We start from the raw sequence: 12,284 nt of genomic DNA on the forward strand, positions 1-12,284 counted from the left end.
CGGGGTGGCGTCGGTCAGGTTCTCGGTGCGGGCCCGGTCGAGTCGCGGACGACCAGCAGGTGCCCGGTAGGGCGGCGGCGAGGGCGTGTCGTGCGCGGCTTGAGCGCGAGGGTGAGTGCCGTGCGGCCCATCTCGGTCATCGGCAGGCGGATGGTGGTGAGGCTGGGCGCGAGGTCGGCCGCCACGGAGACGTCGTCGAAGCCGACCACCGACATCCGCGCGGGCACCGGCACGCGGCGGGACCGCAGCGTCGACAGCACGCCCATCGCCATCACGTCGTTGAGCGCGATGATCGCCGTCGTCTCCGGATGCTCGTTGAGGATCTGCTCGGCGGCGGCGCGTCCACCGCCGCGGGTGAAGTCGCTGTGCACGACGGCGAGGTCGGCGGGGGACCGCCCGCGCTGCCGCAGGGCCGACGACACCCCGGCCAGCCGGTCGGCGACCGTGGTGAGGCCGGCGCTGCCGGCGGCGACAGCGATCCGCCGGTGGCCGAGGTCCATCAGGTGCTGGGCGAGCGCGTGGCCGCCGGCCTCGTTGTCCGGCAGGACGGCGTCGACGCCGAGCGCGTGTCGTCCGATGGCGGCTGCCCGTCCGCCGTGGTCCTGGAACGCGGCCAGTTCGGCGCGGGCCGCGCTCTCCATCCGTGGGTCGTCGTAGCCGGAGCCGCTGATCAGCACGATGCCGACCCGTTGGGCGATGAGGTGGCGCAGCTGTTGCAGCTCGTAGTCGGGGTCGCGGCCGGACTGGCAGATCTGCACCAGCAGCCCCTGCTCGGCGGCGAGTTGGATGACCCCGGCGGCGATCTCGGAGAAGTACGGGTCGTCGACCTGGTGGACGATCAACCCCACGGTGGTGGTGGCCCCACTGGCCAGGGTGCGGGCGTACGGGTTGGCCACATAGCCCAGCTCACGGGCGATCTGCCGGATCCGGTCGGCGACCTCGGCGCTGACCCCCTCGCGGCCGGCGAGTGCTCGGGAGGCGGTCGCCAGGGAGACGGCGGCGTGTTCGGCGACGTCAACGAGGCGCGGCCGCCGGCTGGCCCTGGGCATCCGCAATCCTCCGAAAACATTCATGCCGCCCGATCTGTTGCGAGCGACATCGATCGAAGCCTAGGGTACGTAAGCGCTTACGTAAGCGCTTACGTGACCGGCATCCGGCATGCCGCGAAACGAGGTGACAGCCATGTCCAGGGCCCGACGAGCGGCCGTCTCCCTCCTGGCGATCGGCGCACTGACCGGCGCGAGCGCGCCACCGGCGCAGGCGGATCGCAGCATCCCGTCCGACGTCCACCCGGCGCTGCGCGCGCACCTGGTCGCCGCGTACGACTTCGACCACCCGGTGCCCGGCGACCCCGCCCTGGAGCGCGACCAGGGGCGTTCCGGCACCGAGATCGAGCTGATCAACGGCGGTGTCGCCATGCGGGTGCCGGACCGCGCCTACCGGGGCAGCCGCAACGCGGTACAGACCCGGCAGGTCGCCCCCGCCGTCGCCGGCAACGACGACTGGAAGGCCGGCACCTGGTCGGCCAGCGGGGTGCGGACGCTGCGGGCCTTCAGCGCCACCGCCGGCACCACGGTCATGGGCTGGTTCAAGCTGAACATGGACAGCCCGCTGCCCAACTCCACCACCGCCGACCCGGACGACAGGTACAACGCGATCGGCCTGGCCGGAGTGCTGACCGGCGACTCCGACGGCCACGGCGTCCGCGCCCTGCTGGAGCTGATCGACGTCGACGGGGAGTTGCGTCTCGTCGCGCTCGGCCGGCGGCTCGACGGCGGCAACTCACAGACCTTCGCCGCCACCCGCGACTGGCGCGAGCTGCTGCCGGTCGGGGAGTGGGTGCACCTGGCCGCCACCTTCGACTTCACCACCGGCGCGCTCGCCCTCTACCGCAACGGCGAACCGGTCGACGGCTTCTACACCCGCGCCGACGACCCGTGGCTGGTGTCCGGGCCGGGCCCGCACGTGACCACCGCGTCCGACCCCCGGGGCATCAAGATCGGCGGTAGCTTTCCCCAGGACACCCTGGAACGCAACCCGTGCGACTGCCGGATGGACGGCCTGATGTTCCTCGACAGTGTGGTCTCCGCGAACGACGTGCGGAGGCAGTACCGCCACCTTGCCCGCTGACCACCCTCGGCACCGTCCCACCGAGAAGGAGACACGCGTGCGCACCCTGCACCGCCGCGCCGGCACCGTCCGCCGGCCCACAGTGAGGGCCGGCCTCACCGCCCTCGTGCTGATCCTGTCCACACTGGTCGCCGCGCCGGCACGAGCCGCCGACGCGGTCGACGACCCGATCCCCGACATGCCGGTCCAGTCCCGACTCGGGCTGGTCCTCAGCGAGTACGCCAGCTTCCCGCAGTCGTACCCCACGCCGGCGCCGACCGACGCGCGGCTCATGCGTACCGCCCGGATCAACACCATCATGGAGGTGCCCGACGGCTCCGGCCGGCGGGCGGTGCCCGACCTCAACGGCAGCCTCTACCTGGTCGAGGGCGGCGTGCCGCACGTCTACCTGGACGTGGCCGCGACGTTCGCGCCGCGGTTCTTCTCCGGTCGTGGGCTCGGCCAGGGCTTCGGGTACGTCGCGTTCCACCCGGAGTTCGGGGTGAACGGCCGGTTCTACACCATCCACACCGAGTTGGCGTCGACGACGACCGTCACTCCGGACTACGCCCAGCCCAACACGCTCTTCCACGGCGTCATCACCGAGTGGGCGGCGACCGATCCGGCCGCCGCCACCTTCGCCGGTACGCACCGGGAGGTGCTGCGCATCGGCTTCGGCGGCCAGGTGCACGGCATCCAGGAGATCAACTTCAACCCCACTGCCAAGCGCCACGACCGTGACTACGGCCTGCTGTACCTGGCCGTCGGCGACGGTGGCCAGGGCGCCCGCAACACCGACCCGCAGAACCTGGCCCTGCCGCACGGCAAGCTGCTGCGGATCGACCCCCGGGGCACCAACTCCGCGAACGGGCGCTACGGCATCCCCGCCGGGAACCCGTTCGTCGGCCGGGCCGGCGCGCTGGGCGAGCTCTACGCAGTGGGTTTCCGGGACCCACACCGGTTCAGTTGGGATCGGGCGACCGGCCGGATGTACCTCGGGCACATCGGCGAACACGCCGTCGAGGCCATCTACGAGGTCCGTGCCGGGGACAACTTCGGCTGGAGCGAGCGCGAGGGCTCCTTCGTCTTCGACAAGGCGGCCACGAACCCCTGCGACCGGCTGCTCCCGCTGCCCGCCGACGACGACAGGTACGGCTACACCTACCCGGTCGCCGCGTACGATCACGACCCCGCCGCCGGCTGGAACTGCACCGACGACGTCGGTGTCGCGGTGGCCGGCGGCTTCGTCTACCGGGGGCGGGCGCTGCCCGCGCTGCGCGGCACGTACGTCTTCGGTGACCTGGTCGACGGCCGGGTGCTCTCCACCGAGGCCAACGAGATGCGCCGGGGCCGGGGGCTGGCCACGATCCACCAGCTCGCGCTCTTCGACGCGGCGGGTACCCCGGTCCGGATGCGCGACCTGTCGTCACCGGGCGCGCCCGGTGACCCCAACCGGGTGGACCTGCGCTTCGGCACCGACGCCGCCGGTGAGCTCTACGTCGTCGCGAAGGCCAACGGAAAGGTCTGGAAGGTGACCGGTACCCGGGAGTTCGCCAGCGGTGACGTCGGGGACGTCACCCTCCGTCGCACCGCCGCAGCCGCGAACTGGGCGCCGGTGACGCCGGCGAAGTGGCAGTTCACAGGCGACCAGGTCATCCTGGCCGAGGCCGGGGAGAGCCGGCCCGGTCCGCGCCGGCCCTTCGAGTACGCCGTGCTGACCAACGGCCCGGCGTGGTCGTCGGTGCGGCTCGACGCCCAGGTACGACTCGACACGCCGGTGGAAATCACCAACCGGGACGTGATCATCGTCTTCGGCTGGCGCTCGGACACCGAGTTCTACTACGCCCACCTCTCCACCGACAACACGATCTATCCGCACAACGGCATCTTCAAGGTGAACAACGCCGACCGGGAACGCATCGACCACCAGTGGAACGGCCGCTCCCGAGGCGCCAACCCGGCGATCACCGACGCCGACTGGCACCGGGTTCGGGTGGTGCACCTGCCGTCCACCGGTGAGATTGCCGTCTACGTCGACGGGCACCGGGACCCGCTGCTGACCGCGAAGGACACCACGTTCGGCTCGGGCCGGGTCGGCTTCGGCTCGTTCGACAACGTGGGGCGCATACGAAACCTGACCGTGACCGGCACGCCGGCCTGAGCCGAGTGGGGACGGCGGCGCTCGCGCCGCCGTCCCACCGGGTCATCCGCCGACCTGGCCCGCGGGGTCCGGTCCGCTTCGTAGACTTCCTGCCATGCCGGAGATCGTCGAGTTGCTGGCCTCGCCCGTGCACCGCTTCCTGGGCCGGCCCGCCGACGGCCCGGCCCCGGCCCCGCCCGGTGAGCTGGTCGACGCCGTCCGGATCCGGGCCGGCCTCGGCATCGTCGGCGACCGGTACTTCGGCCAGCAGGCACACCGCGACGCCAGCGTCACAGTCATCGCCCAGGAGTCGCTGCCGGTCGGCATCGGCCTGGCCGAGGTGCGGCGCAACATCCTCACCACCGGGATCGCCGTGGACGAGTTGATCGGCAGGGTGCTGGTGCTGGACTCCGGCGACGGACCGGTCAGCCTGCGGGTCAACCGGGCGGCCCGACCGTGCGCCTGGATGGACGTCACCGTCGGCCCGGGAACGTGGAAGGCACTGCGCACCACCGGCGGCATCCGCTGCACGCCCCTCAACGACGGCACCCTGCGCGTCGGCGCGATCGACGCCGTCGTCAGCTGAGGAAAGGATTCGACGGTGCCGGCTCGGCTGGCCGATTCGGCGAGGTGACGCTCTGGCGAGCTGGCGCGTGGTAGAACCAAACCGCGCATCGGCTCGCAGGTCTCCGGGCAGCCGGGGGCAATGCCGGACGGGACCTCATCCGAAACAGAGGTGGTGCGTTGAACCTCGAGCTGCGGCAGCTCATCGAGGAGCTGCGGGCTGAGCTGGCCGATGTGCCGGACAGCCTGGCCTACGCCGAGTTCGGTGAGGGGGCGGCCATCGACGCCGTACCGGCGGGGCTCCCGGCCGACCTGCGGGACCTCCTGCTGGTGGCCGACGGGCTGCGGACGGGTCGGGTCGAGCTGGCCTCCTCGTCGACCCTCGCGGGGATGCAGTACCACCTGGACTACGCGCCGGACTTCTCGTCCATCCCGCAGGACCGGGCAGGCTGGCTGGTGGTCGGCGTCCGCAGCGACGAGCCGATCTTCATGGATCGTGGCACCGGAGCGATCTGGTACTTCCCACCCACCGGCACCGAGTGGTTCATGTCCGACGCGTTCGAGGAGCTCGCCCCCGACGTGGAATCCTTCGTGGACTACTACCTGCTCGGGCCGGGCTACGCCGACCTGACCCCCGCCGACGACCGGTGGTTCGCGTTCCTCGACGAGCAGGGCCTGCTCGACGAGGACGACGAGGACGGCAGTTGAGTCAGACCGGGCTGATGTGTGCGGCCAGGACCCGCCAGCCGTGCGGGTCGTCGTGGACCCACGTCCGGGTGTAGCGCAGCCGCGCCGCGAACGGCGCCCCCTCGGAAAAGCCGGACACCCGGCCCAGGAAGAACGTCACCCCCGTCTTGCCCACGACGAGCAGGTCCAACTCCTCCTCCACCAACTCCTCGACGACCGTGCGGCGATCCCGGTGAGCGGCCAGGTCATCCTGCTTGCTGTGGGTACGCCCGTCCGGGCCGATGGCGATCAGCTGGTCGACCAGCAACTGATCGAGGGCGGCGACGTCACCGGCCCGTTGGGCGGCCTGCAGGGTGCGCTCGGCGTCGAGCAGTTCAGCCTCGCGTGCGCTGTCCGGCATGGTGGCGTCCTCCCGTTCTGTCCGACCCCGGTGCCACCGTCGGCCCGGGCTGTCCGCATTGTGGCAGCCAACCCGGCGCGGACGGGGGTGGATCGCCGCCGACGTTCACAGACCCAGGCGAATCCGTACGACTGTCTCCCCGGGACTGGCGAGCACGGCGACTTCGTCACAGATCTGCTCCACGATGGCCAGCCCGCGACCCCGTACCGAATCGGCGGCCGGCATGCTCCGGCCGAACGCCCGCGTCGGCCCCTGGTCGACCACGTCGCAGAACAGCTGACCCGACTCGGCCCAGAGCCGCACCCAGCCGCCGCCGGTGGTGTGCTGCAACGTGTTGGTGGCCAGCTCGCTGACCGCCAGCGTCAACAGCTCCGCCCGTTCGGCCGACAGGCCACGGGCCAGCGCCCCGGCGCTGACGAACGCGCGCAGCGCTCGTATGTCGGTAGCGACCTGATACGCCATGGTGTCCGCGGCGTGGGTGGGGACACTCTGCTCGGCCACGGTCTCCCGTCGCTCGCCCGGCATCAGCCCGCCCGATGCGGCTGCCCGGCCAGCGGCACCGCGTTCCGCGCGGGTGTCGTGGGCGTGCGAGCCTCGAAGTGCGCCATCGGGCAGCAGGAACCCTTCTCGTAGCGACAGCCGTTGTCGCCACATCATGTCACCCACTGCCCGCTTGACTGTCTCGTCCGTTCGGCGGTTGATCACCTGCGGGCCGGCCCGACCAGCGTCGCGGCCCCGGCGGCGGCACTCGCCGTCAGGGACGGATGTCCAGAGCGCCGATCAGCCCGTCGCGCAGCGTGAACCGGTACCGCAGCTCGATCGGGCTGCCGGGGAAGTCACCGGACACCCGGGTGATGGCCAGGTACGAGTCGCCCGCCTGCGACGTGACCCGGACCGGTTCCGCTGTGTACGAGTAGGCGTCCATCGTCTTCTGCCGCCAGGCGCGGATCGAGGCCCGCCCGTCGTACAGGCGGTCCTCGTCGGCGACGCTCGCGGTGTCCGCGAAGCAGGCGACGAAGGCGTCCAGGTCCCGGTCGTTGACGGCCCGGAAGTACCGGTCGATCACGTCGGGCAGGTCGAGGGCCATCTGCTCCTCCTGCGGCACGGGCCGCCGTCGGGCAGCCGTCGGGTTCCCGGTCCGACCTCACCGTACGAGAAGCGGGCGGCACCGCGCGGAGCAACCAGCAGAACCATTCCCGCTGCGGCCGCCGGGTTTGCTGCCGGTGGGCCCGGGTAGCCACGCGTTTCCGAAAGCGAAGGGCGGGGGCATGGCCGAGCTGGCGTTCGTCGACAAGGTTGCGGCACGGGCGGGTCTCCCGCCGGAGCAGGCACGCCCGCTCACCGAGGCGGTCCTGCGGACCCTCACCGAGCGGCTCAGCGGCGGGGAGGCGGGCGCGTTGGCCCCCCACCTGGCCGGCGAGCTGAGCCCGCTGCTGGTCAAGGCCGCCGAGCCGCCGGAACCGTTCGGCTACGACGAGTTCCTGCGCCGGGTGGCCGACCGCGCGGGGATCGACCGTCCGGCCGCCGAGCGCGGCACCCGCGCCGTGCTCCAGACGATGCACCGGGTGGTCGGGCACCGCGAGTTCGAGGACGCCCTGGCCCAACTCCCGGCGGACCTGCGGGCACTGGCGCAACCGCTGCCGCACGGTCCCTGACCGACGCCCCCACCGCCGCGCGCCTCGGGCGTCGGTGACCGTTCGGTCCCTGGCGCGCCGCCACGACACCGGATCTACTGTGCGTTACCGATCGAACGCGCAGTGGTGGTGGTCCCGCGCCCGTCCGCCGGATCGTCGCCGCTCCGATCCGAGGAGCGTCCCCCTTGGCGTCCATGGTGTCCCCGCGTCCCCTGCTGACCGCAGCGACGACAGTCGTCGTGCTGATCACCCTCGCTCCCGCTCCCGCCACCGCGTCCCCGCACAGCTATCGGGTCGTCGACCTCGGCACCCTGAGCGGGGGTGACGGCGCTGCGACGGCGATGAACGACCGCGGCGACATCGTCGGCTGGAGCACCGTCGCCAGCGGAGCCCGGCACGCAGTGCTCTGGCGCCACGGTGTCATCACCGACCTGGGCGTGCTGCCGGGCGACACGGATTCCAGCGCCGTGGACGTCAACGAGTTCGGTGACGTGGCGATCACCTCCTTCGGCTCGGACTACCTGACCCGCGCGGTGCTCTGGCGCGACGGTCAGCTCCACGACCTGGGCACCCTGGGCGGGGAGAACAGCGTGGCGATCGGCGTCAACGACCGGCGGCAGGTGCTCGGCACCAGCGAACCGGCCGGCGAGATGCCGCACCGCTTCCTGTGGCGCGACGGTGTCTTCACCGACCTGGGCCTGGAGTACTTCTACGAGTTCACCGCCGACGTCAACAACGCGGGCGACGTGGTGGGCGGGTTCAACGTGCCGCCGCAGGACTACCCGTGCACCTGCGTCGGCGGTCTCCTGCGCAACGGCGTCTTCACCCAGATCGGCAGCGAGGCCGTCGGGGTCAACAACCGGGGCCAGGTGGTGGGCGCGGCGAACGGGCGGGCGTTCCGCTGGCAGAATGGGACGTTGACCGACCTCGGCACGCTCGGTGGCTACTGGAGCCGCGCCACCGCGATCAACGACCGGGGCACTGTGGTGGGCCAGAGCACCACCACAGCGGCGTGGCGCCCGTTCCTCTGGCGCGACGGGGTGATGACCGACCTGACCACCCGGGGCGTGTGGGAGACCGACTCGATCGAGGACATCAACATCCGGGGCCAGCTCGTCGGCGCCCGGGGGAACCGGCCGGTGCTGTTCCGCTGAGCGGCGTTCCTCGCACCACGGACGGGGCGGGGCGCGGCCTGACCCGCCGGTCAGGCCGCACCCCTTCGTCCGAGGTCAGCCGGTTACCCCGCTGCTGACCACCCACTTCTGGTGTGCGCCGCCCGCGTACGTGCCGAGCTGGATCTGGGTGCGGTCGGCGCTGCTACCGCCGGCGGCCTCCATGATCTTGCCGGACTGCGGGTTGCGGATCGACCCGTCCGCCTGCGGCTGCCAGACCTGCGCGCCGGTGCCGTTGCAGGTCCAGAGCTGGATCTTCGTGCCGTTGGCGGTGCCGGCGTTGTCGATGTCCAGGCACTTGCCCAGCACCCGGTACGTGTCGCCGACCTTCGTCCACGACTGCGCGGCGGTGCCGTTGCAGGTCCAGAGCTGGATCTTCGTGCCGTCGGCGGTGCCCGAGTTGTCGACGTCCAGGCACTTGCCGCCGACGCCGGTGATGGTGCCGCCGGTCGGTGGCGGGGGACTGCCCGGGATCGAGTTGAGCGTGTACCACGCCTCGGTGCTCCACAGAGACTCGCCGCTGGTGGAGGTGAACGGGCGCGGCGAGCGCAGGTGCACCACCCGGCCGGCCTTGCGACCGGGCACCGTGAGGCTGACCTTCTTGCCGTCCGCCGAGAGGGTGGCCGACGTGACGGTCAGCGTCTCCTCGTCGATCTTCGGGCCGCCGTAGTTCGACGTCGCCACGTACCGCCACTGCTTGAGCTTGTAGCGCGCGGCCAGCTCGGCGGCGGTCGCCGCCGACACCGGCTGGGTGTACTCCACCTCGAAGCCGGTAGTGGTGGCGCGCATCGCGAGCATCTCGAACGTGGTGGCGGTGTTCGGGGTGAGCTTCTGCAGGCCGTACGACAGCTTGCCGGTCTGGCCCCAGTTGCCGCCCGCGCCGAGCCCACCGACGTAGATCGCGCCGTCCGGGCCGACGTTGACCTCGGAGACGCCCGCCTCCAGGCCCTGGGTGAGCCGGAACAGCGCGCCCTGGTACTCGCCGTTGACCTTCTCCACGTTCGCCCGTTGCAGGCCGCCGTAGGTCACGTCACCGATGACGAACTGGCCGGCGTAGCGACCGCTGGTCAGGTAGAGCGGCGTGCTGGGCGAGTTGGCGATCTCGTTCTGCGGCATCCAGAGCACCGGCTGCGTGACCGTAGCGGTGTCGAACGGGCCCGCCGGGTTCGTGAAGTGGTTGAAGAACCGGCCCTGCTTGACGTGCACCAGCTTCGACGAGGGCAGCCAGCCGCCCTGGTTGTCGGTGACGAAGATGCCGCCCTCCGGGCCCCAGCCGATCCCGTGTGGCGTCCGCAGGCCGCCGGCGACGTAGCTGACCGCGCCGGTGTCCTTGTTGACCTTGAGGGTGGTGCCGCGGTTGGTGGCCGGTTGCGGGTTGGTGGTGGCGCCGCCGGAGTTGATCGACACCGACAGGTTCAGGTAGAAGAACCCGTCCTGGTAGAGCAGGCCGAACGCGAACTCGTGGAAGTTGCCGCCGTACGGCCAGGTGGCCACCGTCTCGAGGCGCTCGGCCGCCTCGTCACCGCCGGTGTTCACCAGCCGGGTCAACCGCTGCTTCTCGGTCACGTAGACCACCCCGTCGACGATCTTTAGCCCCATCGGTTCCTTGAGGCCGCCGGCGATCTTCTTGGTGGTCACGTTGCCCGGGGTTGTCGACCCACCGGTGTTGCCGAGGATCCAGACCTCGCCGTCCTGCGAGCTGCCGGACTGGTCGCTGCCGCCCCAGGTGCTGATGACCAGCCGGCCGTCGGCCAGCCAGTCCATGCCGGTGACCTTCGGCTGGAAGCCGCTGGGCCGCAGGTTGGTCACTGTGTAGCCGGGGTGCACGCCGGTCAGCGGCAGGCCGTCGCCGGGGGTGTCGGAGACCCCCTCGCACTCCTTGCGTCCGGGTGCTGTCACCCGGACCACGCCGGCGTCGGTGCTCAGCGCAGAGTTCGGTACGACCACGAAGGTCGACGAACCGGGGGTCTTCCACTCCAGCGTGATCTGCTGCCCGCCCCCACGCTCGAAGTGGTCGATGCGCAGCGGGTGCAGGCCGGCGGTGAGGGTGACCGTGCCCTCCTTCGGCGGGGTCGCGCCGTGCAGCCCGTCGTGGTTGATCACCACGGCGTTGTCGATCGACAGCTTGGAGCCGTCGTCGCTGCTGAGCCGGAAGGTGTAGCTGCCGGCCTGGGTGGTGGTGATGTTGCCGAGCACCTGCGAGACGAAGTTGTCCTCGAAGCCGAAGTCGGCCGCCGAGGTCCAGTTGACCGTGGACATCAGCTTGTCCACGTTCGGGGTCTGGGCGGGCTTGAGCGTGCACAGCTCGGACAGCGGCACCTGCACGTCGAAGACGCGCAGCGTGACGCCCGGTTCCTGCGCGGGGGCGGCGTTGGCGGGGACGGCCCAGAGACCGGCGGCGAGGACGAGTGTCAGCGCACCCAGGACGGGATGGTGGAGTCGGCGTAGCAGGCGTGTGCCCATCGTTCCTCCAGGAGGCAGTGGAGTGTCCGACGGCCGGCGTGGATCAGCGGTGACGATGACCGTCGGCCCGGCTCCGTAACGTCCTCGACGCCGACGAGTGACATTGCGGAAACACCGGGTGGATGGCTCGGAACATTAAGGCGTTTCGATTGGACTGTCCATGGCTTCGCCTCGATACATCAAAAGTTCCCAATGTCCGTGCGAAAGTTCGCGATAGTACGCGAAGAATGCCCGACTATTGCGCCGGCCTACCGCCGTCCGCGCCGCTGCGGGCCACCGCTCCGATTGCCGGTCTTCCGAGTCGGGTTGGCGGACTTGCGGGTTGCGGCTCCGCCTCGGCCCGCGCCGCCGGCGGACCGACTGTCCGCAGTGGAGGCTCCGCGTACCGAGGGCCGACGGCGAGCCGCCACCAGCACGATCGCCGAGACCACGACGACGATCAGGGCCGGGACCAACCAGGCCGGGAACCCGCCGTCGCGCTGCTCCTTCGCGGCGTCAGCCGGCTCGCTCGCCGCAGCGCCGGTGGGGGCGACGGAGCTGCCGGTGGCCCCAGGATTGGTCGAGCCCTCGCCCTCGGCCTGGGCGAGCAGCGCCGGATCCGGCCCCGCCGTGGGCACCGACCAACCGGCCGGGGCCGGCGTGCCCGGGCCCTGGTAGTCGAAGGTCACCTCGCCCCGCACCGCCTCACCGTCCGAGGCGACCGAGAGGTAGCTGGCGGTGTAGCGGCCCTTCGCCGGCCAGTGCGCGACGGTCACCATCGCCGGGAAGCCGGTGTGGTAGAGCCGTGGCTCGAACACACCGTTGACCATGAAGTACTCGGTGACCGGCTTGTCCAGTCGCTTCGGCTCACCGTAGGACCACCCGTTGTCCACTCGCGACCCGTCCGGACCGCTGATGGCGAAGTGCGCGTTGGACGCCGGCTTCTCGGTGAAGTACAACGCCAACCGGGTCAGTGGCTCGCGTACGACAGTGCCCTTCAGCGGGGTGGAGGTCGCCAGCTGGCCGTGCGCGGACGCCGGGGCGACGGGCAGCAGCAGCGACACCACCACTGTCGCCGCCAGCGCAGCCACGACACGGCTCAGAACCTCACGCACAGTGACCAGCTTCGATCGCAT

Annotated in this window: 12 protein-coding genes; 6 read left to right on the plus strand and 6 right to left on the minus strand. The window is 71.2% G+C overall.

Features of this window, described 5'->3' with window-relative positions; genetic code table 11:
* Positions 1–14: 14 nt before the first annotated feature.
* Entirely contained in the window at positions 15–1,049 is a 1,035-nt protein-coding gene (locus OG992_RS03245) for a LacI family DNA-binding transcriptional regulator (RefSeq protein WP_266302299.1), read from the minus strand.
* 133 nt (positions 1,050–1,182) lie between these two features.
* Here OG992_RS03245 and OG992_RS03250 point away from each other — a divergent pair, with 133 nt between their 5' ends.
* From OG992_RS03250 to OG992_RS03265, 4 genes are all read left to right on the plus strand, one after another.
* Positions 1,183–2,130: a LamG-like jellyroll fold domain-containing protein gene (locus tag OG992_RS03250; RefSeq protein WP_266302300.1), complete on the plus strand. Its 948-nt coding sequence runs from the start codon at positions 1,183–1,185 to the stop codon at positions 2,128–2,130.
* 37 nt (positions 2,131–2,167) lie between these two features.
* Positions 2,168–4,270: a sorbosone dehydrogenase family protein gene (locus OG992_RS03255; protein ID WP_266302301.1), complete on the plus strand. Its 2,103-nt coding sequence runs from the start codon at positions 2,168–2,170 to the stop codon at positions 4,268–4,270.
* Between the two features lie 94 nt (positions 4,271–4,364).
* Positions 4,365–4,835 carry a molybdenum cofactor biosysynthesis protein gene (locus tag OG992_RS03260; RefSeq protein WP_112589888.1) on the plus strand — a complete coding sequence of 157 codons (471 nt, stop codon included), beginning with the start codon at positions 4,365–4,367 and terminating at the stop codon, positions 4,833–4,835.
* A gap of 158 nt (positions 4,836–4,993) precedes the next feature.
* Positions 4,994–5,521 carry a hypothetical protein gene (locus tag OG992_RS03265; RefSeq protein WP_238682407.1) on the plus strand — a complete coding sequence of 176 codons (528 nt, stop codon included), beginning with the start codon at positions 4,994–4,996 and terminating at the stop codon, positions 5,519–5,521.
* 1 nt (position 5,522) lies between these two features.
* On the opposite strand, the gene OG992_RS03270 is transcribed toward OG992_RS03265, so the two are convergent.
* From OG992_RS03270 to OG992_RS03280, 3 genes are all read right to left on the minus strand, one after another.
* The gene (locus OG992_RS03270; protein WP_112672939.1) at positions 5,523–5,900 is read right to left on the minus strand and encodes a nuclear transport factor 2 family protein; all 378 of its coding nucleotides are present in this window, start codon (positions 5,898–5,900) and stop codon (positions 5,523–5,525) included.
* A gap of 105 nt (positions 5,901–6,005) precedes the next feature.
* A complete protein-coding gene (locus tag OG992_RS03275) occupies positions 6,006–6,557 on the minus strand; it encodes an ATP-binding protein (RefSeq protein WP_266305134.1) in 552 nt (183 codons plus the stop codon).
* Between the two features lie 97 nt (positions 6,558–6,654).
* On the minus strand, positions 6,655–6,987 hold the full coding sequence (locus tag OG992_RS03280; RefSeq protein ID WP_238682406.1) for a nuclear transport factor 2 family protein: 333 nt from the start codon (positions 6,985–6,987) through the stop codon (positions 6,655–6,657).
* A gap of 181 nt (positions 6,988–7,168) precedes the next feature.
* Here OG992_RS03280 and OG992_RS03285 point away from each other — a divergent pair, with 181 nt between their 5' ends.
* Together OG992_RS03285 and OG992_RS03290 are read left to right on the plus strand one after the other, a co-directional pair.
* Positions 7,169–7,555, plus strand: coding sequence for a DUF2267 domain-containing protein (locus OG992_RS03285; RefSeq protein WP_238682405.1), 387 nt, complete (start codon positions 7,169–7,171; stop codon positions 7,553–7,555).
* Between the two features lie 173 nt (positions 7,556–7,728).
* On the plus strand, positions 7,729–8,688 hold the full coding sequence (locus tag OG992_RS03290; RefSeq protein WP_266305135.1) for a hypothetical protein: 960 nt from the start codon (positions 7,729–7,731) through the stop codon (positions 8,686–8,688).
* Positions 8,689–8,763: 75 nt separating this feature from the next.
* On the opposite strand, the gene OG992_RS03295 is transcribed toward OG992_RS03290, so the two are convergent.
* Positions 8,764–11,169 (minus strand): ricin-type beta-trefoil lectin domain protein, encoded by a 2,406-nt coding sequence (locus OG992_RS03295; RefSeq protein ID WP_266302302.1) that lies wholly within the window; start codon positions 11,167–11,169, stop codon positions 8,764–8,766.
* A 248-nt stretch (positions 11,170–11,417) separates the two neighbouring features.
* Positions 11,418–12,284 (minus strand): copper resistance protein CopC, encoded by an 867-nt coding sequence (locus OG992_RS03300; protein ID WP_266302303.1) that lies wholly within the window; start codon positions 12,282–12,284, stop codon positions 11,418–11,420.

It is taken from the genome of Micromonospora sp. NBC_00362 (assembly GCF_026342155.1).
GTDB classification, from domain to species: domain Bacteria; phylum Actinomycetota; class Actinomycetes; order Mycobacteriales; family Micromonosporaceae; genus Micromonospora; species Micromonospora hortensis.

Excerpts from the sequence above, each read along its gene's own strand:
- OG992_RS03275 (WP_266305134.1), bottom strand. The coding sequence starts at position 6,557 with ATGATGTGGCGACAACGGCTGTCGCTACGAGAAGGGTTCCTGCTGCCC.
- OG992_RS03250 (WP_266302300.1), top strand. The coding sequence starts at position 1,183 with ATGTCCAGGGCCCGACGAGCGGCCGTCTCCCTCCTGGCGATCGGCGCA.
- OG992_RS03290 (WP_266305135.1), top strand. The coding sequence starts at position 7,729 with ATGGTGTCCCCGCGTCCCCTGCTGACCGCAGCGACGACAGTCGTCGTG.
- OG992_RS03245 (WP_266302299.1), bottom strand. The coding sequence starts at position 1,049 with ATGCCCAGGGCCAGCCGGCGGCCGCGCCTCGTTGACGTCGCCGAACAC.
- OG992_RS03260 (WP_112589888.1), top strand. The coding sequence starts at position 4,365 with ATGCCGGAGATCGTCGAGTTGCTGGCCTCGCCCGTGCACCGCTTCCTG.
- OG992_RS03295 (WP_266302302.1), bottom strand. The coding sequence starts at position 11,169 with ATGGGCACACGCCTGCTACGCCGACTCCACCATCCCGTCCTGGGTGCG.
- OG992_RS03280 (WP_238682406.1), bottom strand. The coding sequence starts at position 6,987 with ATGGCCCTCGACCTGCCCGACGTGATCGACCGGTACTTCCGGGCCGTC.
- OG992_RS03300 (WP_266302303.1), bottom strand. The coding sequence starts at position 12,284 with ATGCGATCGAAGCTGGTCACTGTGCGTGAGGTTCTGAGCCGTGTCGTG.
- OG992_RS03285 (WP_238682405.1), top strand. The coding sequence starts at position 7,169 with ATGGCCGAGCTGGCGTTCGTCGACAAGGTTGCGGCACGGGCGGGTCTC.
- OG992_RS03270 (WP_112672939.1), bottom strand. The coding sequence starts at position 5,900 with ATGCCGGACAGCGCACGCGAGGCTGAACTGCTCGACGCCGAGCGCACC.